This window comes from Citrobacter sp. CK189, assembly GCF_030333505.1.
GTDB lineage: Bacteria > Pseudomonadota > Gammaproteobacteria > Enterobacterales > Enterobacteriaceae > Citrobacter_B > Citrobacter_B koseri.
The window spans coordinates 388741-408746 of record NZ_JAOWFV010000032.1 but is presented as its reverse complement, the minus strand read 5'-3'; the positions used below and the strand labels follow the sequence as shown (position 1 = coordinate 408746).

21 protein-coding genes are annotated in these 20006 nt (G+C 48.2%); 5 read left to right on the top strand and 16 right to left on the bottom strand.

The genetic code is table 11. The features are described from left to right. Window positions 1-12: 12 nt before the first annotated feature. The 13 genes from OGV83_RS03405 to OGV83_RS03345 form a co-directional block, all read right to left on the bottom strand. A complete protein-coding gene (locus OGV83_RS03405; protein WP_115609584.1) occupies window positions 13-645 on the bottom strand; it encodes an ABC transporter permease in 633 nt (210 codons plus the stop codon). Beyond that, window positions 642-1265: an ABC transporter permease gene (locus tag OGV83_RS03400; protein ID WP_286463145.1), complete on the bottom strand. Its 624-nt coding sequence runs from the start codon at window positions 1263-1265 to the stop codon at window positions 642-644. The genes OGV83_RS03405 and OGV83_RS03400 overlap by 4 nt, the downstream gene beginning before the upstream one ends. Continuing rightward, a complete protein-coding gene (locus OGV83_RS03395; RefSeq protein WP_286463144.1) occupies window positions 1265-2809 on the bottom strand; it encodes an HAL/PAL/TAL family ammonia-lyase in 1545 nt (514 codons plus the stop codon). Before OGV83_RS03395 ends, OGV83_RS03400 begins: the two co-directional genes overlap by 1 nt. A gap of 9 nt (window positions 2810-2818) precedes the next feature. Beyond that, window positions 2819-3700, bottom strand: coding sequence for a glycine betaine ABC transporter substrate-binding protein (locus OGV83_RS03390; RefSeq protein WP_047458689.1), 882 nt, complete (start codon window positions 3698-3700; stop codon window positions 2819-2821). A gap of 366 nt (window positions 3701-4066) precedes the next feature. Continuing rightward, on the bottom strand, window positions 4067-4570 hold the full coding sequence (locus OGV83_RS03385; protein WP_049009514.1) for a DUF1543 domain-containing protein: 504 nt from the start codon (window positions 4568-4570) through the stop codon (window positions 4067-4069). Between the two features lie 141 nt (window positions 4571-4711). After that, window positions 4712-5299 (bottom strand): LuxR C-terminal-related transcriptional regulator, encoded by a 588-nt coding sequence (locus tag OGV83_RS03380; RefSeq protein WP_110494629.1) that lies wholly within the window; start codon window positions 5297-5299, stop codon window positions 4712-4714. A 45-nt stretch (window positions 5300-5344) separates the two neighbouring features. Next, window positions 5345-6010 (bottom strand): EAL domain-containing protein, encoded by a 666-nt coding sequence (locus OGV83_RS03375; protein ID WP_104869041.1) that lies wholly within the window; start codon window positions 6008-6010, stop codon window positions 5345-5347. Window positions 6011-6062: 52 nt separating this feature from the next. Continuing rightward, window positions 6063-6845, bottom strand: coding sequence for a hypothetical protein (locus OGV83_RS03370; protein ID WP_123907353.1), 783 nt, complete (start codon window positions 6843-6845; stop codon window positions 6063-6065). 317 nt (window positions 6846-7162) lie between these two features. Beyond that, window positions 7163-8254 carry a fimbrial protein gene (locus OGV83_RS03365; protein WP_286463143.1) on the bottom strand — a complete coding sequence of 364 codons (1092 nt, stop codon included), beginning with the start codon at window positions 8252-8254 and terminating at the stop codon, window positions 7163-7165. A gap of 15 nt (window positions 8255-8269) precedes the next feature. Next, entirely contained in the window at window positions 8270-10630 is a 2361-nt protein-coding gene (locus tag OGV83_RS03360; protein WP_286463141.1) for a fimbria/pilus outer membrane usher protein, read from the bottom strand. Between the two features lie 109 nt (window positions 10631-10739). Next, complete coding sequence (locus OGV83_RS03355; RefSeq protein WP_286463139.1) at window positions 10740-11438, bottom strand: fimbrial biogenesis chaperone; 699 nt, start codon at window positions 11436-11438, stop codon at window positions 10740-10742. Between the two features lie 181 nt (window positions 11439-11619). Then, window positions 11620-12198, bottom strand: coding sequence for a fimbrial protein (locus OGV83_RS03350; RefSeq protein ID WP_024130637.1), 579 nt, complete (start codon window positions 12196-12198; stop codon window positions 11620-11622). 773 nt (window positions 12199-12971) lie between these two features. Next, complete coding sequence (locus tag OGV83_RS03345) at window positions 12972-13355, bottom strand: nuclear transport factor 2 family protein (protein ID WP_047463755.1); 384 nt, start codon at window positions 13353-13355, stop codon at window positions 12972-12974. Between the two features lie 106 nt (window positions 13356-13461). On the opposite strand from OGV83_RS03345, the gene OGV83_RS03340 reads away from it, so the two are divergent. Further along, a complete protein-coding gene (locus tag OGV83_RS03340) occupies window positions 13462-14217 on the top strand; it encodes a helix-turn-helix domain-containing protein (RefSeq protein ID WP_153258144.1) in 756 nt (251 codons plus the stop codon). 76 nt (window positions 14218-14293) lie between these two features. Here OGV83_RS03340 and OGV83_RS03335 read toward each other — a convergent pair whose 3' ends face one another. Then, window positions 14294-14485, bottom strand: a complete 192-nt coding sequence (locus OGV83_RS03335; protein WP_286463137.1) for a hypothetical protein — start codon at window positions 14483-14485, stop codon at window positions 14294-14296. Between the two features lie 423 nt (window positions 14486-14908). Between OGV83_RS03335 and cueP the strand changes: the two genes are divergently transcribed. Further along, on the top strand, window positions 14909-15457 hold the full coding sequence (gene cueP, locus OGV83_RS03330; protein ID WP_071260005.1) for a copper-binding periplasmic metallochaperone CueP: 549 nt from the start codon (window positions 14909-14911) through the stop codon (window positions 15455-15457). Between the two features lie 115 nt (window positions 15458-15572). Here cueP and OGV83_RS03325 read toward each other — a convergent pair whose 3' ends face one another. Beyond that, on the bottom strand, window positions 15573-16103 hold the full coding sequence (locus OGV83_RS03325; RefSeq protein WP_012133729.1) for a hypothetical protein: 531 nt from the start codon (window positions 16101-16103) through the stop codon (window positions 15573-15575). Between the two features lie 311 nt (window positions 16104-16414). On the opposite strand from OGV83_RS03325, the gene OGV83_RS03320 reads away from it, so the two are divergent. Continuing rightward, entirely contained in the window at window positions 16415-16759 is a 345-nt protein-coding gene (locus OGV83_RS03320) for an anti-adapter protein IraM (RefSeq protein ID WP_047458657.1), read from the top strand. Window positions 16760-16910: 151 nt separating this feature from the next. Next, a complete protein-coding gene (locus tag OGV83_RS03315; RefSeq protein ID WP_286463135.1) occupies window positions 16911-18452 on the top strand; it encodes an EAL domain-containing protein in 1542 nt (513 codons plus the stop codon). A gap of 126 nt (window positions 18453-18578) precedes the next feature. On the opposite strand, the gene OGV83_RS03310 is transcribed toward OGV83_RS03315, so the two are convergent. Continuing rightward, window positions 18579-18836, bottom strand: a complete 258-nt coding sequence (locus tag OGV83_RS03310; RefSeq protein WP_024130634.1) for a hypothetical protein — start codon at window positions 18834-18836, stop codon at window positions 18579-18581. Between the two features lie 168 nt (window positions 18837-19004). Here OGV83_RS03310 and OGV83_RS03305 point away from each other — a divergent pair, with 168 nt between their 5' ends. After that, complete coding sequence (locus OGV83_RS03305; RefSeq protein WP_012133726.1) at window positions 19005-19994, top strand: lysozyme inhibitor LprI family protein; 990 nt, start codon at window positions 19005-19007, stop codon at window positions 19992-19994. Window positions 19995-20006 lie beyond the last annotated feature (12 nt).

The window sequence follows — 20006 nt, the reverse complement described above, 5'->3', positions numbered from 1 at the left end:
TGTATTAGCCCTTTACGTCGGCTGAGAAAACAGGCGCTCAAGCAGGGCGAAAAGCGCTTCGATAGCCACAGCGAGCAGAATAATCGGCACCGCGCCGACCAGCAGGCGCGACATGTCCATGATGGCAATGCCGGTGGTGACAAAATCCCCCAGACCGCCGCCACCGATAAATGACGCCAGAGCCGCGCCGCCGACAACCTGTACGGCGGCGGTACGGCAGCCGGCGAGAATGCCGGGAGCCGCCAGTGGCAGTACGATTTTGCCTGTGACCTGCCAGGGCGTGAGCCCCATGCCGTGCGCCGCTGAGAGCGTATCCGGGTTCACGGACTGAATGCTGGTGCAGGTGTTGAGCAAAATCGGCGGCACGGCCAGCACCACCAGCGCGACGACTGAAGGCAGCAGGCCAATACCGAGAAACGGCATGACCGCCGCAAGGATCGCCAGACTTGGGATCGTCCGCAGCGTGCTGGCGCCGCTGGTGATGATAAAAGCGAGGCGAGGGATGTTCGCGATCAGCACGCCCGTCGGGATAGCAATAATCAGGGCGATGCTGAGCGCCAGCCCGCACATCATCAGATGCTGCCACACTGCCTGCCAGAACAGCGGCTGGTTATCCAGCACCCATAGCCATGCCTGGGTTATCATTGGTCTCTCTCCTGTAAAACGCGCCGCTGTAGCCGGACAAAAAACAGATCCGCGCCGATCGCCAGCAGTGACGTCAGGCCGCCGCCGATAAATATTTTCTCTGGATAGCGCTGATCCAGCCCGGCGAGAATAATCGCGCCAAGTCCACCGGCGTTGATATATGCCGCGACCGTAGCGATGCCGATAAGCGTGGTGGTGGCAATGCGCAGTCCGGTGATGATGAACGGTAGCGCCAGCGGCAGTTCCACTTCGCGCAGATTGCGCCAGGCGCCATATCCCATTCCGCGCGCCGCTTCGCGGACGTCCAGCGGAATGGCATGAAAACCGGTGGCAATATTGCGGGTCAGGATCATCAGCGCATAGGCTGTCAGCCCGACAATAGCCGGGAGCATTCCGATGCCGAGCCACGGGATGAGCAGTGCGAATAGCGCCAGCCCTGGAATGGAAAAAATCATGCCGGTGACCGCCATCACCAGCGCATACAGTCGCGGGCGGCGGGCGGTGGTAATGCCGAGAAACAGTGAAATGGCGAACGCCATCAGCATTGCGGCGCCGACCAGTACCAGATGCTGCCAGAGCGCCAGCAGAATGTCGTCATAGTGTCGCGTCGCCCAGCGCATCAGGAGGTCTCCAGCAATACGGCCTGGCCTGCAAGCCATTCCGGCTGCATTATTGCGTCGGCCAGAACGGAAATGTCGCCAGCGCTGGCGCGATCTTCATCCAGCGGCGCCACCCGAGCGCGAATCTTGTCGTGTAATGCCGTTGCATAGCGTCCTGGCCGTGGCGACGCCTGAAGATCCAGCGCCTGCGCGGCGACCAGCAGTTCAATGGCCACCAGATAGCGCAGGCTTTCCAGTAGTCGTGTGGTTTTGGCGACCACCCCCATTGCCTGCGAGGCGTAATCTTCAATCCGATCGGCTACCGGCATCGTCAGCGGGGAGAGCGGCTGGGCATGATGGGCGATATCGCTGACCAGCGCGGAAACCGTTTTTTGCAGCGTGGCGAAGCCTGTCTGCCCGGCGTGGCGGGTGAGAAAACGCGGCAGGCCGCTGGCGGCGGGTGACATCAGTTTCATGATGCGTTCGCCGCTGCATGCGGCATGGCGGGCGAGAGCCAGCCCGAGGCTTTCCAGCGCCAGCGCCAGATGCGTGGCATCAAAATTGGCATTTGCCAGGACCTGTTCAGACTCAGCCAGCAGGCCGGGATTGTCGTCGGCGCTGTTGAGTTCCAGTTCCACCGCCGCGCGGGCATTCAGCCAGGCGTGGTGAACGCAGGCCAGCACCGGCGCGACGCAGCGGAAGCTGAGCGGGTCCTGCAACGAACGCGCGCTGCCGGGCTGGAGTAGCGAGCTGCCTTCCAGCAGCGCCAGCAGATACGCGGCGGTCTTAGCCTGTTGCGGTGCGGGGCGCATCCGCGCCGCCCAGGGCGTCAGCGGCGAGATATTAGCGCGAAACGCTTCAAACGAGAGCGCGATAGCGCCCGCGTGGGCGTTCATAAGCCGGGCGGCGTCGTGCAGCAGCAGCGCGGCGAGGCCGACGCTGGCGGCGTTAGACGACACCAGCGCCAGCCCGTCTTTTCCACGCAGCGGCGCAGGCGTCAGACCAGTCTGGTTCAGCAGTGCGGAGACTGGCGCCACCGTACCCTGATATTCCGCTTCGCCATCGCCGATGAGCGCGCATCCGATATGCGCCAGCGGCGCGAGATCCGCTTCGCCGATAGATCCGATAAGCGGAACGCGCGGATGGATGCCTTCGTTGATAAAGGCCAGCAGCGTCTGCGCCACGGGCAGAGAAATACCCGATGCGCCCTGCACGAAACCCGCAAGACGCGCCAGCATGATCGCGCGAACCTGTGCGGGCGTTGCCTGCTGGCCGACGCCGACCGCCCGCGCCAGCGGGATCCGTCGCTGAATCGCCTGTAGCAGATCCTCATCGTGACGGTCATTTTGCGTGTGCAGCAGCGTCGTATCGACATTAGCGCCAAGCCCGGTGGTGACGCCATAGATATGCTTTCCGGCGCTGATGCTGTGCAGCAGAAAATCAAAGGACGCGCTGATGGCCTGCTGCGCCAGCGCCCCCAGCGCGACAGTCTGGCCGCAGTCAGCGACAGCTCGCACGTCATCAAGCGTGAGCGGCGCGTCGCCCAGAAAAAGTGTCGTTGTCACGGTCGTACCCTATTTAATTACGCCTTTTGCGCGCAAAAAGTCTTCCGCCACATCGCGCGGTTCTTCTTTATTCTTTTCCACTTCCGCATTCAGTTTTTGCATCGTGGCGTTATCAAGCAACTGGCTGATGTTATTTAAAATGTCGCGAACCTGGGGATGTGCCTGTAGCGCGGCATCGCGCACGACCGGCGCAACTTCGTAGGGAGGGAAGAGGTGTTTATCGTCTTCCAGTGCGACATACTGGTTTTCCGCGATTTGCCAGTCGGTTGCGAAGCCGTTTGCGACGTCTATTTGCCCGGCAGCAAGGGCGTCGTAGCGCAGGCCGACTTTGGCAAACTGGCGGAAGGCTTTAAATTTAATGCCGTAGGTCTGCTCCAGCCCTTTCAGGCCGTCCTGACGGTCGCCAAACTCCGCACCTGCGCCGATGGTCAGTTCCGGCGCGGCTTTGGCGAGATCGGAGAGCGTTTTCAGGTGGTATTTCTCTGCGGTTTGTTTGCTCACCAGCAGTGCGTAGCCGTTGTTCACGCGGGCTGGTTGCAGCCAGGTGAGATGATATTGCTGCTGGTAGGCGTCGCTGACCTGCTTAAACACCTGTGCGGCATCGGAGGAAGGCTTTCCTTTGACCACTGCGCTGAGCGCCGTACCGGTATATTCCGGGTACATATCAATTTCGCCTTTCAGCAGCGCGGCGTGGGCGATTAACGTCCCGCCCAGGTTTGTTTTGCGTTCAACGGAAAGACCGGATTGCTCCAGTGCCTGGGCATAGATTTCCGCCAGAATATATTGTTCGGTAAAGTTTTTGCTGCCCACAACGAAATCCGCTGCCTGCGCCTGCGCTGCGAACAACCCCAGCGCCAGCCAGGAGGCTGCCAGTTTGTTTTTTATGCTCATCCCCGTTTCCCCGCAAAGAAATGCATGAATTTACTTGTATATACAAACCAGCGAAGCTAGCAGCATATTGACGGCGCATGAAATAGGGATTCGTTCTTTCTTATAACGAAACTTTAAATGTTTACTATTTGGCTGACTTCCCCATGATGTGCCGTTTATTGATGCTGATTACAATATGGATAATGGGTTCGAACGTGTGAAACCGTAAATTTCAGGGAAGGGAGTTGTATTATGGAAAGGAGTAAAGCCATTTTTTGATAATGGCTTAGTCAATGGGGAATACCCGCTTACCCCGCTAAATGATGAAGGGTAAAGGCCCGATTGCCGCAGAATGTATACGCAGGCCGGAGAGCAGGCTCCTGAATGTTATTCACCTATCGGTTGATAACCCTGCCATTCTGGTTGGTCACGACGTCCTGTCGGGCAGGGTGTCAGATGAATAAATAGCCCGCCTACCTTTTCAAGTAACAGACAATCATCGACATCCTTCAGATTGTCTTTATGTTGCTGTTCAACGCCGCAGAGCAACGTTTGTAGTGCATTCTTCCTGGCCTGTTGTGCGTCTTGCGCGACAAAAAGATCAAATTCATGTAATTCAGCTAACGTATCAGGCCGGTATCCACCAACGTTAACAAAAAATAACCTGTTCGCCGTTGGGGAGGGTTCAGGAGAGAGTGTGACAGAATAGCCATTCACCCACGTAATACGGCTGTAACCATCAATGTGAATCTTATCCTTGTCACCAAACCATGCTTCTCTTAGCGCAGGCCAGGCGTCTTGTGGCTCGTTGGCTGCGACAAACTGAATATCGTGTACTTCGATATTGGATTTACCGGCATTTCCACCGATATAAAACATATACAGGTTCATGGAAACTCTCTTTTAGCATTGATGTCGTTATGTATTTGACTACATAACGATTGTGGTCGCAACCTGATAAACAATATCGGGAGTCTGGGTATCCCCGGTATCAAAGCGTACCAGCATCGTCAGACAAGTTTCAGGTGGGGCTCAGTGCCGTTGAATGGTCTTAACGGCGGAGAGCGCCGGGTGGATACATAAGTAATTTTGGCTGCTCAGTAATCCCATCTTTTTTAATGCCGACCTCTTGTAGTAAGAGACCGTTTTTTCAGAGATGTTTATTGCGCTGTACATTCGTTTCACATTCCCGGCGCGGACTAACTCGCTGAGAATAAAAAACTCTTTGTCAGTGATGGTGTTACTTTCCGTATTTTTTCTATTTGAAATAGCTATCAGAATATCGTTTAATTCTGATAATGTTTTGTTTTTATTGAAGTAATATACACCGTACTGGCAAAAGAAATGGCGACGGGAATGCAGGCCTGACGGTGATATGCACAGCGTAACCTTACTAAAGAAAAAGGTTATTAACCTGTCGAGTAAACCCGGCTCTCTGACGGAGAGCAACACAACGGTATCTTTTGATAGCGAAAAAGAGGTGGTTAGCGTGAAACGTTCAAACTCGCCAGCATCGCTTAAAAAAATGCTCTCAACACGCGTACCTGACTCTTTCATCCCTTTCGATATACCCGTCAGATAATAGACGTCATCAGACACTATCACTATTTTCGACTTCATTTGAATCCCTTTTTTATATTTGAAATATGCTGGTTTCCTTAATATTTAAATCGTTATTACGAATGATTCTCGCTCATCAACGGGCCAGAGAAACCCCTGGGCATAATGTACGTCGCTCTCCGAAATAAAGCGGTGCTGGTATTCGTTTTCAACGCCTTCCACCAGAACATGATCCGTCAGATATTCCACCTGTCTTACCAGCGTTGTCATTGCTGAGGTATCCTGTTCAGCGGATATTCTCCAGAGTTCATGTTTATCAATCTTAATCCCATCAAAGCGAAAGGGGAGTTGCGCAATTAACGGAATATGCCTGACATAGAGATCGTCCAGCCAAAGTTGAGTATTAAAAGCGCGCATTAGGGTCAGAATTGCATCAATATGTGGCACAAGTCGTGGAAAATAAGACTCGCTTTGCTGGCAATCAATTTCAATGACCTTTGGGCCGGGTAACATGGCAAGAATCGATCTGAGCCACACCAGATTCATAAGCAATGGAATCGTAATATTCAAAAATAAAATGCCATTGCGATCGTGCTGATTTGCTACTCCCGTGCATATCTGTTCCTGAACAATATGTGACAGGAGTTCTGGCGAAACAGAGCGGAAAAATAGCTCTGGATCTGCCCCTTCCGGCTGGCAGAGCACCTCACCGCCAATCCGTCTACCGGTCTGGACATGAATGATAGGTTCGATACGGCACATGAGTTTCATAATAATGGCATATCCTTTTTAATTATAAACGGTGCATCGGGCTTTTCTGGGATTAATTAAATCGGTCGCGATAAGATATGCTTGCACTTTTTAGTGGATTACTGTTTATCGCTTTCAGCATTTTTATGTGTTCATTTTTAGTGCTTAGATGCAGCTTTTTATTGATCTTTTTGATGTAGTAAAAAAGCGTGTGATAGCGTTTATTTATTATTTTTGCGATGTCATGGGTAGGCGTGCTGTGGGCCAGTTCGGTCAGCACGGTCCATTCAATGTCGTCAAAAGAATCCGGCTGTTCTATTTCAGCCATGAGATCGTTAATGTACTGGCTGTAAAAAGCCTCATCCAGCCAGCAGGCATGAACGGCATGATTAAGCTCGGACATGGGTTCATACTTAGAAACGATATTGATATAATGAAAACTTCGCAAAACCTGAAGCAGGTAACTGTTACGCGTAAAAGTAAACACCGTTAAGCGAATGCCAGGATAGTTTATCTGCATATCATAAATGAAATTAAGCGCCTCCAGCGCACTCTCCTCCAGCGTAAAAACTTCCATGACGACATTATCAATAATATGGTTTTCTATTTTGTATTTTGCTTCTCTGAATGTCGGGCTGGTGTGTAATACCAAAGGGTTGATCAGATGTTTGCAAAGAAAATTAATCATATAGTTATCGGTATCAATAATTAACGTTGAATGGAGCGGCTGCGTAACGCTATTTAATGACTTGACAGAGTTTTCTATCATGACTAAATCAAATCTTGCAGTGGAAGGATTACAGGGGGAGTCCTCACTGCTGAGATAAAGAAATTGATCGTTCTGTAGTGTACGCATTATATTTTTCGATCCGCATATCGTTTACAATAATGACAAGATGTAAAATTTAACTGTAACTATTTATAAAATAAGAAAATAATAGTGATGCTATTAAAACACACCATGATAAGGCGTTGATATACACTTCATCCTTCAGACTGCCTATTTGTTGGCTGCGCTCATTCACCCCGGTCACGTACTACGTGTACGCTCCTGGGGGCTCATTCACTTGCCGCCTCGATGCTTCTCAAATGATTTTGTGTATAAATATTTTTCTTTTTTTGTTGAGGCTTCTGATTATTTCAGTAGATGACTATTCTGTTTCTCGCCTTTTATCATGGGTAAATGATATTTACTTTCGCCGTGGTCTGTATTCTGCCTTCCGTCGGTTTTGCACCATAGATGTAATAATATGCTCTCAGTGGAATATCAAAATTACTTCCCCACTGCGCAATCTTATAGAGCTCATACTCGCTGGTAATATTACCTGCGGTAAGCTCTGTCTGGCTGATGGCAATTTTTTTACTGGTATCGGCACGCATAATTCGTACCCCAATATTCCTTGCCGTTCCCTGGGTGTTTTTCAGGGTGTATTTATCCGTATCGACGCTGGCGCTACTGAGATAAAACTGAATGGTGCGTGTACTCATGCCTTCTAACAGGTCGCTGCATTCGGCATGCAGAGTGAAGTTTTCATAAAACTGCGCTTCCTTTCCTGCGGATATCAGGCTGGTAAGATCGGTTTCCGGTAGCGTGACCGTCGTATCCGGGATGCTACAGGTGCTGACATGAGGACGATAATTGATCGTGATATTCTGGTAGAACAGGCGTTTCTCTTCGTCAGAACCGATAAGGCCTAATATCCATTTAATGAATTCGGCTAAATTAACGCCGGGAAACCAGAAATCGATACCTGAAGCATCAACAACGGATATAGCGTGAGCAAGAGTAATACTGGTTGCGTCCGGGCCAACGTTATAGACATAGGCCGGGTTGGCGCCGCTCGGTACGCTTTTGAGTAACTTAGCCTTATAGGTATAGACCACGTTATTCAGCGAAGTACCGGGAATATGACTTTCTCCAGAGCGACTATAGTCTTTTTTCGTGGGTACAATATTGCCGATGGTGAATTGCAATACATAGTTACTATAATTGATATAGGCCGTGCTGTTGGCCATTTCAGAGATAATGGCAACACGGTTAGCATAACCAATCCATTCGCCGGTACAGCTAAACGTACCGGATGACAGCGACAGGTTCTGCGAACCTGTGGTTTCGCTGCTGAGGGAAAGTGAATCCAGGTTGAGCACCAGATTGCTCTCTTTTTGCGCGCCGGAATCGCTTTTACAGGAGGCCTGTACGCCATAGCTTATCGATCCCAGTAGCCAGGCAAGAATTAACGTTATTGTACGCATAGTGATTTTCATCCTCTGCTCCTGCCATTAGCGGCAAATATTTATCTGACCATCGTGGGTCGGCTGGCTAATAACACAGCTTTGGCGGCCGTCACTGCTGGTTTTGATATGTAAACGTGACGGGAGCTGTTCCGTTTTCAGGTACAACATTCCTCCCTGGGCGACATATCCGACGCTGGCGCCAGCATCGTCAAAAATTTCGGTGCCGAAGGGGAGAGGGCGCCCGTTAACGGCCCGTGCTGGCAACATGAACTGCCGCCGTTGGTCGGTATCGAAGCGCACATAGGTGACGGAACCCGCATAAGGCACCACTTCCTGGATATTGCCTTTCAGCTCAACGCCTTCCTTCATATGGGTGGTATCTAACTGGATTCGGTTTTTACGGTACGGGGACAGGTAAGGAACCAACGCTTTCCCGGCGGTATTCGTGGTGCGTGTGCCGTCGCCGCCCAGCGTGGCCCCTTGAGCGCCTGGCGCGTCGATAATTGCGAAGGTATCGCCCAACTGGCTGGACGTCAGCAGGCCGCCCCGATAAGCCACCAGGCTACCGCTGGCTCCCGCGCCGATCTGACGATAGTCTCCTGACTCGCTATAGCTGCCGTTTAAGGTGGTAAACGCAGTGCGATAGCTCAGGCTGCTGCTGGCCGAGTTATTCCCACCGCGACGGTTGCTGCCGCTGACGCTATAGGTCGCCTGATTAAATTCGCCTGCGGTTCCGCTGATCCCCATGTTCGTGTCGGAATAGCCGTCACGATTAAATGTAACGCTGCTGTTGAGGAAGACGGGCCGTTCAAAGAGACTCAGGGGCACCGAGAATGTGAGGTAATAACGTCGCTCTTCGCGCTGATTATCATTACGCATGCTGCTGGCTGAGAGGGTATAACTTACGGCGCCAACGTGGTTGGAATACCCCAGTTGATACTCTTTTGTTGTGCCATGACCATTCCAGTAGTCCCGCCAGGTTCCTGATAAGTAAAGGGAACCCAGTTCCTCACCCAGAGACTGGCTCAGGTTGATATTAAAGGTGTTTTTCTGGCGCATATATCTGGCATTAGGGCTGTCAGCGTTCTCTTTTTGCCAGTTATGCAAAGCGATTGCATCATTGAAGCTGTAATAGTTTTTCGTGGAATAGCGATACGCCGCCAGCGCAAAGTTCGTCCCGGTGACATTGAAGAAGCGGCTAAAGGCGACTTTGTAACTTTGCCCGCGGACTTTTTTATCTGCCGGAATTTGCGTTTGTGACTGTGTGACGTCAAAAGACAGCGCGCCAAACGGGAGATTAAGGCCGCTCCCGAGAAGAAACGCGTTATAGTCTTCGCTGTAAATTACCCCGGTATAACCGGTGATCAGGTTATTGATCCCGTATTGATAGCTGCCCTGGGCAAACTGGGGGCGATAGCGGCTTTCTTCCGTGCGCGCTTCCCCCAGCAACAGACCATATTTCCCAATCCCTTCTTGCAGCATGTTTGGCACCGAAGAAAAGGGGACGATGAAACTGCTGGTGCGCCCGTCTGCTTCAATGACTTCGACATTCAGATCGCCGCCTGAGCCGGTAGGAAGGATATCCGCAATTTCAAATGGGCCAGGCGACACGTTTTTCTGATAAATAACCTGCCCGTTCTGACTAATTTTAACCAGCGCGTTAGACTGTGCGACGCCGCGTACAATCGGGGAAAAGCCCTGCTGAGAATCGGGTAACATGCGCATATCCGTGCCCATGCTGACGCCGCGAAAACGCAAAGAGTCAAAAAGATCGTTGCTGGAATAGCTGTCACCCATGCGGATGATCGATTTAAGCGCAGCGATCCCGCGCTCAACGTAGCGTGTATTGTTTGTCCATGATCCTTCCACGCCCTTGCTTTTGTTATAGCTGGAGCTATCGCGAAATTGCCAGCCAAACGCATTCAGCCCGCTGTTTAACTGGAAATAGGCGTTTTCCTGATTGCGTCCGCCGCCTTTGGCTTCGTTGTAGTTATAGTTGGCATTGTATCCCAGCATCAGCGCCGGAATGCCTTCATCCCAAAAGACAGGATCGACATAGCCGCGCAGCGTCTGGCGAATATACGCCTGGGGAGTGGTCAGACGCAGCGACATATCGGCCGCATTGACTTTCATACTGCCTCCGTGCAGTAACGTATTCACATCCACTCGCTCGCTGGCGCTATTTGCGGCAGGGACTATTGAGGGAAGAAGCCCAAGTTGGGCAATATTCTCATGCTGGAAAAACGTTCCTTCATCCGTGATATAAACGGGAAGCCGGCCTTTCCACTCCTCGTTAATAAAAACATCAAACGGGTATTCACCAGGAGGAAGCGCAGAGGCACGATAAAAACGCGACATATCGGCATTTTTAGAGTCACCGGCTAAAAAGTCAGTATTGAAAGCCACGGCATACGCCCGACTATAAATAGACATCATCGCCAGTATTGGCAATAAACATGCGTATTGACTCTTTTTAACAGCCATTGCCATCCCCATTCATTTGGACATTATTATATTATTTTGTGGTGAATGAATATTTTTGATATGAACCGTAATCATCAACTAACAGAATATCCAAAGCCTGCCCCGATAAAACCGCCCCTGTCGTGGGTATTGTCAGTGTTGACAATGGCGCAATCATTTTCGGTTCGCCAGTAAGAGATTTACCTCGTGAACTCATTGTGGCAATCGATGCGAAATAAGGAGCCCGGTTTGTGGCGACAAGTTGATTACCCTGCGCGCTAAACGATAAATACTTATGTAAATCGCTGACCGGAATCGTGAGTTCGGTAGGGCGATAAAATAATTTGATGCGCGACTTAATGGCGATTTGCATCGTGTTTTTGCCATCAAGATTTTCCTGTTTTGGCGGAATATCCAGCACATTCAGGTAATAAACGGACTCCCTGTCCTGAGGCAGCGCGTTGGCTGAACCGGTATAGCGAATGCGCAGCTGCTGGCCGCTACCGCCTTCAACTTTCACCACTGGCGGCGTCAGCAAAAAGGGAACCTGAGCGGTTTCTGGCGTAGAGTCTGGATTACCTTCGTCTATCCAGGCCTGAATTAACGCCGGACTGTTGCCACGGTTAATCAGCTGAACCGTTGTTTCTTTTTGTTCTTCAGGATAGATAACCCTGGTATTGCTAATAATAACATTCGCCAGACTGCTAAAGCTGAAGGCAATAAGCGTTAGAAAAATGAGAGAACGTTTCATATTAACCTGAAAAAAGAGAGCCTAATCTAATCAATATACCTGGTCGCGTTTATTTTCTCTCTTCCCTTCTGAATTGCAGGTATAAGAATACCTCACCAGAAGGTGAAAATAATTCGCGAATACAATAAGTCAATAATGACGGATCAGGCTCTTTATTTATATGAGTAAATTAACCCGTTGCTTATAAATACGCGACGGTATAAGTCAGCATGGTGTTAACGGCACCGGTATCGGCAGCGTCTGAACCGACTTTATAGTAGTTCGCATACAGATCGACAGTGGCGCTATCACCTTCAACATTCGTATCAAGGTTAGTATGCAGGTTCAGCGGCGTCTGGCTATTGGCCAGCGTGCTGAGTGCGATACCCACGTTTTTCTTCGTGCCGTCGGTTCTCAACTGTGTGTTGTTCAGATACAGACCATCGTTAGAAATACTGTCTGAACTCAGGATCAGATTCAGGGTATTTTTATTTCCCGCGCCATCGTCCTGCCCCAGGGAAGCAGAAGTACAGCCGGTAAATTCCAGAGTAAATTGTTTACGGTTTTTCTGGATCAGACCTGCGGTAGATGCATCGCTAACGGCGATGGGATCTAATGGAATCGTCAGGTCAGCAGAGTTTCCGCCGTTAATTGTACAGGTTGTATCAGTAACCTGGCCGGTAAAGGTGATAGTACCGCCAGAAGCCTCGGTTGCAGCGCTGACATTAAAGGCTGCGAAGGATGACGCGATAACAAAAGAAGAGATAGCGAGCTTTTTCATTGATATTAACTCCAGTATGTTTGCTCCCGTCCTGGGGACGAACATTTCATGTCACAAAACCGTCCTGGTCTTGCTGTCTACATCCGTAAAATCCCTGAAAACGGAAAAATGGAGCCTGCATCATTATTTCCATCAGGTTAGGTGATGATCCTAATTGATGTAACACAATCTTAAAATATCAGTTTAAGAATTTACTTAAATTAAGTGTATAAGTCTGCTGTTTTGGTTTTTTTTCTTGTTTATCAGCATATGGCACTGATCGTGTAACTGAGATGTAACTTTAAATTTTAAAATTCTTATAAAACGAAAGGCAAAATGGAAAAAATCTGATGCTTACATTCAGTAATATTGATTTACACAATCAGGTAACGACAAAAAAAGAGAATATTTTGCGCGCTAATGTTATATTTATAAATAAATATAGTTAAATGTTCTTTATTTGTTTTGTTTTTGTTTCATTGTTCGGGGTGAATTATTTTAATTAATAAGATTTATTAAAATGAAAGTGGGTGAAGAGGATGAGCAAAAGGGATAAAAACGCCCTGGCATGCAATATAAAATGGCGTTTTAATAAAAAGGAGAGAAGAGGAGGATTGCTGCTTATTCTTGCAGGTACGCACTGACGCTAACTAAATAGCGCAATGGCAGGGGAGCAGAGTGTACGGCTTTGCCATATGGGGACTGTTATATACCGCAAACTCCGTATTTTTATAGGCGGGGCTGCGTTCTGTCGTTGCATTCCGGCCTTTATCTGTCCCTTAATTTGCTCCCGATCACCGCAGACTTCCCAGCATTTTATCTTCTTCGGCGCCGCTGATTAACCGGGTTAATTCCTGACAGGCAGCAATACGGCCATTTTCTAATGTGAAACAGGCAAAGACTTCGGTTTGTGCCTGTTCGCCGTTCGTTTTGATGACGGTCACCAGGTGATGGGTCAGAACGTGATTGCCCTGCTGAGCGATGGCCAGAATGTTCACCTTCATGGTACGAGTAACCTGTTTTAGTTTTGCCATGTGCGTGACGAAGTTCTCGTAATCAAGGTCGATGCCATTTACCGTCTGGCGATAATCGGGCGTGAAAAATGATTCGATAGTGTGTTCATCGTGCCCGGGTCGGGAAATAACGGCATCAAGCGCCTGAGCAACGCGTTGCATCATATTTTCCAATGTTCTCTTCCTCATCGTGATTGCGTACAGGGAAGATTACCCTCAGACTGAAGCGGCAAAGTAACCGTAGTAAGACAATAAATACGTTAAATCGGCCATGATGATAGAAAGTATTCAACCTTTACATCACTCCTCTAAGCATACGACTCAGTGGCACCATCACCCTGGCGGGCAGTTGTACTGGATCACGCGTGGCATGGTGATGGTCGAAACGGAGCAAGGGCAGTGGGCGTTGACGCCCGGTTCGGTAGGGTGGATTCCGCCGTCGTTACCCCATTGCGCGTGGATGCCGGTGAGTGCATATGGCGCCAGTCTGCACTTCAGCGCGGAATTTTGCGGGGTCTTTCCCTCCTCACCGTGCGTTCGGGCAGCGTCGCCTTTTTTACTGCTGTTGCTTGAGAAAATTTGTGGGGAGGGAACCATCGGAGAGCCTTCAGAGCGGCTGGCCCACCTGTTGCAGGTTATGGTCGATGAGATTCGCTATGCTGATGCGCTCTCTTCACTATTGATCCTTCCCGACGACAGAAGGGTCAGACAGATTGCGCAAAAAATACTGGCCGACAGGGCCTGTACGCTGAGTCAGGCAGAGCTGGCGAAACAGGCCGGGCTGAGCGTCAGGACGTTGAGCCGCCTTTTTATACAGCAGACGGGTTTAACATTCGGTCAGTGGAAGCAAAAAGCGAAAGTCATTTTGTCGCTGGAATATTTACTGCGCGGAGAACCTGTCAGCCTTGTCGCGCAATTAGCGGGTTATGAGAATGTGAGTGCATTTATTGCCGTGTTCAGGCGTTTTATGGGAATGACGCCAGGGCAGTTCTATCTGCGTTTCGGTCATGGTACGAATGTGGTTTAAAAAAAGGTCGCATAAATAGAGTCACTTATGCGACAAGGCACACGGAGTCAGACATCCCTGCCTGTATAATAGAATCTTATGATTTGTTCTTCGTTTTCTCCAGAATGACGCCTTCCAGAAAAATAATTCTGTTTTCCAGCAGATTAATATAATCCTTCATCAGGACATTTTCTTGTCGCAACGTTTTAAAGACATTAATTTTTAAGCTAAGGTCGTGGTCTATTTTATTTCTTCCTGTTTTTTTTATGTTTAACAGTTCCCTTTTCATAAATATTCCTTATGCTTATAAGGTTATGCCTTTATTTCTTATTGCCCATATTTATGCTGTGTAATTATCTTGTCAAGATTATTATTTTTTCTCATTGGATTTAAGATGCAAGGACAATGTACCGGAGAGAATAAATGAGACTCTGGACTCAGGTGTGTTCTGTTTACATTGATGTATTATGCTTTTATCAGTGTTGACATGTTATCAGTTAGTTGTTTATATAACATATATTTTACAGGGAAAAGTTCATAATTGTGATATGGTCACTTGAACTCTTTTTTATTGGACTGCATGTCTTTCATTTTTTTGCTTATTTAGCACGCTCATACAGATCTTTTCTAAACTTTACCTGATGTGCGCCTGTCTTCTTCTTCCTGAAAAGACGTATAATTGTGAAACACAATTCGTACAAGGATAATAATTATGCCGAAAATCATTCAGTCTTTATTATTATTTATTGCACTAAGTAATATCTCAATGGCATCGACGCAGGAAACGGCGTTTTTGGCTGAACGCGGGCTGGCGGGAAAATCGGTTGAGCAAATGGTGGATGCTATCGATCAAAACCCTCAGGCGCGTCCTTTACCGTATACCGCTTCTGTGACCAGCACGGATCTGAAACTGTCGGCGAATGGCGAAACGTACACCTTTCCGCTGGGTGAGAAATTTTATCTCTCGCTGGCGCCTTATGAATATCAAACCCATCCCTGTTTTAACCACAGTCTTTCAGGTTGCCAGGGAGAAATGCCGGACAGCTGGTTTGATGTGAACGTGACAGATCGGAACGGTACGGTGTTGATACATAAGAAAATGAAAAGTTATCAGAATGGCTTTATCGGGTTATGGCTGCCGCGTAACACTGAGGGGATGATTGAAATCAGTCATGAGGGGAAAAAAGCGGCTTATTCGTTTAAAACCGCGAATGACAGTCAGACTTGCCTGACCGACCTGCAATTACGTGCTGCCTCGTAAAGGGATAAACAGCCTGGAGAGATGACTGACGATGTGCTGCATTCTTCGCCAGTCTCTATCTTCAGGGCGATTCCCTTGCCGGTGACTCAGCCCCGCATCGGGTGTGAATCACGTATCATGTAATGGTGACTTCTTTTCGGATTTTGTTTTGAAATTCCGTAGACAGCGATTTAAATTGCGCTCGCTTTTCTGTCAGTGTGGTAATGACTTTATTGCTGCTGGTACATCTGCCGTAGATAAAGTCAAAATAGATAGAGCAGTTTGAAACTTTACACAGCGTATTATAATCATCCTGTAGATGCGGAAAGTAAATAGATATTAATGCTTTTATTTTGGAGTAAAGTTTGCTGTCGCCGCTTATTGTCGGTTGTGTTATCGGCGTTTCTGTGGCGCTTTTACTCTTCACTTTTGTAATGAAAAACTCAATGGTGGATATTCGATACGTATGCCATTCGATTTCCATTGCTAACAGCTCCTCATATTTTTGCAGAATTTTATTATTCTGATCCTCTTTCCTTTTGAGTTCCAGCCCATCCATTATTTTTTGTTCTATTTTAGCTTCGGCTTTCAGAATGAGTATCCATCCTCCAGACAGTGCCAGGATGCAGCCAATTATGATTAAGGAGATAATAAATATTATGTCCATACATCAGACTCCTTCATTTGTTATTTTGCTCAAATTGCCTGAGTACCATTGCGACACAATCCGGCCTGTACTTAAATCTTATGTTGTATGATTGCTATAAATTCTGTTGATATTTTAAAAAATAGATGCAGAGTTAGCTGATATGTTTCATTAAGTCAAATCAGATCGCCTTGTCAATGTGTAAATAAAGTATTTGTTTTCTGTTCAAGCGTAAGGTTTTTGATTTTTCTTATTTCTGTTAGACATGAGGCAGAGTATTAGTAATTCTCTTAGGGCGTTAATGGACGAACATACAACAAAAGGAGTTTGTTATGGAGTGGAGCGTCGAAAATAACCTGGTGTGCCCGACAACGGGAACCGCCTTTGCGCTGACCAGCGGAGCGGAAAATCTTAAGTTCATTCTGTGGTATAAGGGCGATTATTTTTTACGCACAGGTTCCGTTATCTCCCCGGAGGATTCAGGCGTCCTGGCGAACGGGAAAAAAAGAAACATCAAAATCCTGCACGTTTTCCCCTACAGCAATGCGTTATGGGCCTCTTTTCATAACCGAATTGACTGCCCGGGAAATGGCGTTGTTACCATCAATCACTGTGCGCGACAGCAGCGGTGCGTATTCACGCTTTGTCCGTATGGCGCGAGGACTGTCACCGGATAAAATAATTTATGGCGTGACTATTCTGGCATCGCAGAACGTCGTCGTTACATGCAGATTGGGTATCCATCCTTTTTATTGCTGTCATTTAAGACGGGCCGGTTTTGTGTCGCCTGAATACAGAGTGCCCTGAGTAGAAAAGAAGCGACCTGATATGTCTTTAAGGTTTATAACAAAATCAGATAAAAGAATCCTTACAGCTTCTGTCTTTCTGTTTTTTCTGGTATTTGCCAGCGTGCTGTGGCTGGAGTTAACGAGCGTACAGCAAAGTAAGCAGGCGCTGCTGCAATCTGAGGTCAAAAGTCTGGCTTTTGTCGTCGATAAAGTATTAGGCGATGCCCGACTGGCGATTGCGCAGGCGCAACCGTTACTGGGTCAGCCCTGTAATACGACACTGGAAAAAAAGCTCAATATTATCCCCACACGCTACCCGCATCTTCAGTCGCTTAACTTTACGCAGGGCAATACGATTTATTGTTCCTCGCTACTCTACAACAAAGGGTACACCCTGAGTCCTGCTCTCTCTTTACAGCAGGGCATAAGGGTTGATCGGGTGATCACCTCTCCGCATGATTTCATCATGATGCTTTATGTTTCTTATCCGGCGGGAAGAATATTTGCGGCTTCTGATGTGCGCATTATTGTTGAGCGCATCAAAAATATGGCGTTCAGCGATCGTATTGTTTTACGCACGAACGATAAAATTTTAACCGCCTCTGGCGTTAAACCGGGGAGTTTGCAGGAGTCGCATTTTTCACACTATATAAAAGCGGAAAGTTATAACAAACTTTATACGATTGCCTGGCGAAAAACCGAACTGGGGGATGCGCTGGTCGTGATCGCCCACTCATGGCGCTATATTGCGATGATTATCGCCAGTGCGCTCGTATCATCCATATTGCTCTGGTTACTGTTATCGCATCGGGCATCATTACCTCATCACCTTGCGGTAGCCATCAGAAGAAATGAAATCCAGCCTTACTACCAGCCGATTGTATGCGCCAAAACAAACCGCGTGATTGGCGCGGAAGTTCTGGCCCGCTGGCAACATTGTGAAGCGGGTTCTGTTTCTCCCGATATCTTTATCCCGGTGGCAGAACGTGCCGGGTTGATTGCCGACCTGACGAAAGGATTACTGGATCTGGTGGTTATCGATATTCAACGCTCGGTCACGGTATTTAAACCGGGTTTTAAATTTAACCTGAACATCAGCCATGCTCATCTGGTGAAGGACTCTTTTTATTCATTCATCGGGACGTATTCAGGTGTGTTTCGCGAACAGAACCTGCAACTTGTTTTTGAAATCACCGAGCGTGGAGAGATCGAAGTGAATGATGATATCTCCAATAAAATTGATTATATGAAGATTCATAATGTCGGGCTGTCGCTGGATGACTTTGGCACGGGGTTTTCTAACCTGTCTTATATCACTGGCCTGCGGCCAGAGAATATTAAAATAGGTCGCATGTTTATTAATCTGATTTCGGAAGGGAAAAATACGCCGCTTGTTGATTGTGTGGTCGAGATGGCACAAAGAATGCGTATTCAAACGACTGCGGAAGGGGTGGAGCATAAGTATCAGGTTGATTATCTTCGATCTAAAAATGTTGATTTCTTTCAGGGCTATTTCTTCTCCCGGCCACTTTCATTCGCGAATTTTATCCGCTTTATCAGAGGTTATCAGGTTGTCACGTAACATACTGATTATAGGAATTATATCCTGAAGGACTCTGCGCGGGGGAGGGGGCGTGATATGAACGATAAGCTATCTCAAGTGCGTGACAGATTACCGCTCATAATAATTATGCTGTATAGCGATGATTCAGACTGGCGTCTCTTTACCTAAATCATACTGAATTAACTGCCATTGCACGGGCGAGCCCTGATAATAAGGCATCATTTCCCCTTTTTTTAGGTTCACTACAGCCGATACCGCGGTACTGGACAATTGCCAGTAGCCGCTTTGTGGACTGGCCTGCCCGCTGTTACGCGTGATGCCGAGAGGTTTGCGACTGGCATCGTTTTGTGACGAACCTGAGGAGAGTGTCGAAAGCATGTAATTACTACTGTCTATCTTCATAACCTAACAATCCATGAGGAACACATATTGTTATCAAGCGACATTTACCGGCAACAACTTAAATCAGGGAGGTGATTATTCATAATGTGAATAAAATCTTGTGACTTATTGCAAATAAAACATAATTTAGCCAAAATAAGCCCCTGTATTGGTTAAAGATTATTCATAATGATTGGTCGCCTGATTAACTGTCTGATACTCCTTGTGTCATTCTCCGCTGCCAGCGCTTATGCGGTTAACTGTCAGCGTGCTTCTATGCCTTTAGAAAACACCATTTGTAACAACGACAATCTTCATTGGCTGGACAGCACAATGACGGTTATCTATCACACGATGTTGGTCAGAAACCCTTCTCAACAGGTTCACAAGAAGTACCAGGAATGGGAAAAGTCGCTACAGGCGTGTACCTCCGACAGCTGCATTGAGCGTGCCTACTATCAGGGCATCAGTTCTATTTCAGACGTTGCCCCGGATTTTGACTGGGAAGGGCTGTGGTGGAACACCAGTGTGTCCAATTTAAGTGGCGGAATGATCCAGTTCAGCCGGAGCGCGGAATGGTCAGTCACGACGGATATTCGCGTCTGGTCGGGATTAAATAAAGATGAGTTTACGGCCGAAGCCCGAAAACTGTACGGCATGGCGCTGGTCGAACGTATTGCCGATACCAGTAATTGCAAACTGCTGTTTATCCCCCGTAAAAGCGGCGCGCTTCAGGTCTACAGCAACGCGGACTGGGGATGCCGGATTTCGATGCCGACGGGGGCATTTATTGATGGGCGCTATCTGCGCTCGGATCACGATCCCCGCCCGAAGGCGACGCTGTACTCGCTGGGAATTTTCTCCGACCCCAAAATGGATGAGCGCTTCCGCGCGCTGGTGGGGGATGATTACCAGAAGTTTGTGGATACCGCCAACGTTTACATTTATCAGGATGATATAGATAACATCGGCGCAACGGTCGTCTCTATGTGGGTGCGTGGCGCGGCGAACAACCATACGGCCATTATTATGTACACGCAAAGCAATATCTGGGCGGCGAGGGTAGAACGCGACAGCGCCGGAAAAATGCAGTTGTACTACTTCAGCACCAGAGGTAACGATATCAAGAAAATGCCGCGTACGCTCGCTGGCTGGAAACTGCGTTACCTGGATCAATAAAACCTGTCGTTA

Coding starts and splice junctions, on each gene's coding strand:
- OGV83_RS03340 (WP_153258144.1), top strand. CDS start 13,462: ATGATGATAGAAAGTATTCAACCTTTACATCACTCCTCTAAGCATACG.
- OGV83_RS03320 (WP_047458657.1), top strand. CDS start 16,415: ATGGAGTGGAGCGTCGAAAATAACCTGGTGTGCCCGACAACGGGAACC.
- OGV83_RS03355 (WP_286463139.1), bottom strand. CDS start 11,438: ATGAAACGTTCTCTCATTTTTCTAACGCTTATTGCCTTCAGCTTTAGC.
- OGV83_RS03400 (WP_286463145.1), bottom strand. CDS start 1,265: ATGCGCTGGGCGACGCGACACTATGACGACATTCTGCTGGCGCTCTGG.
- OGV83_RS03325 (WP_012133729.1), bottom strand. CDS start 16,103: ATGGACATAATATTTATTATCTCCTTAATCATAATTGGCTGCATCCTG.
- cueP (WP_071260005.1), top strand. CDS start 14,909: ATGCCGAAAATCATTCAGTCTTTATTATTATTTATTGCACTAAGTAAT.
- OGV83_RS03365 (WP_286463143.1), bottom strand. CDS start 8,254: ATGAAAATCACTATGCGTACAATAACGTTAATTCTTGCCTGGCTACTG.
- OGV83_RS03315 (WP_286463135.1), top strand. CDS start 16,911: ATGTCTTTAAGGTTTATAACAAAATCAGATAAAAGAATCCTTACAGCT.
- OGV83_RS03350 (WP_024130637.1), bottom strand. CDS start 12,198: ATGAAAAAGCTCGCTATCTCTTCTTTTGTTATCGCGTCATCCTTCGCA.
- OGV83_RS03310 (WP_024130634.1), bottom strand. CDS start 18,836: ATGAAGATAGACAGTAGTAATTACATGCTTTCGACACTCTCCTCAGGT.
- OGV83_RS03390 (WP_047458689.1), bottom strand. CDS start 3,700: ATGAGCATAAAAAACAAACTGGCAGCCTCCTGGCTGGCGCTGGGGTTG.
- OGV83_RS03385 (WP_049009514.1), bottom strand. CDS start 4,570: ATGAACCTGTATATGTTTTATATCGGTGGAAATGCCGGTAAATCCAAT.
- OGV83_RS03305 (WP_012133726.1), top strand. CDS start 19,005: ATGATTGGTCGCCTGATTAACTGTCTGATACTCCTTGTGTCATTCTCC.
- OGV83_RS03370 (WP_123907353.1), bottom strand. CDS start 6,845: ATGCGTACACTACAGAACGATCAATTTCTTTATCTCAGCAGTGAGGAC.
- OGV83_RS03375 (WP_104869041.1), bottom strand. CDS start 6,010: ATGAAACTCATGTGCCGTATCGAACCTATCATTCATGTCCAGACCGGT.
- OGV83_RS03335 (WP_286463137.1), bottom strand. CDS start 14,485: ATGAAAAGGGAACTGTTAAACATAAAAAAAACAGGAAGAAATAAAATA.
- OGV83_RS03345 (WP_047463755.1), bottom strand. CDS start 13,355: ATGATGCAACGCGTTGCTCAGGCGCTTGATGCCGTTATTTCCCGACCC.
- OGV83_RS03405 (WP_115609584.1), bottom strand. CDS start 645: ATGATAACCCAGGCATGGCTATGGGTGCTGGATAACCAGCCGCTGTTC.
- OGV83_RS03380 (WP_110494629.1), bottom strand. CDS start 5,299: ATGAAGTCGAAAATAGTGATAGTGTCTGATGACGTCTATTATCTGACG.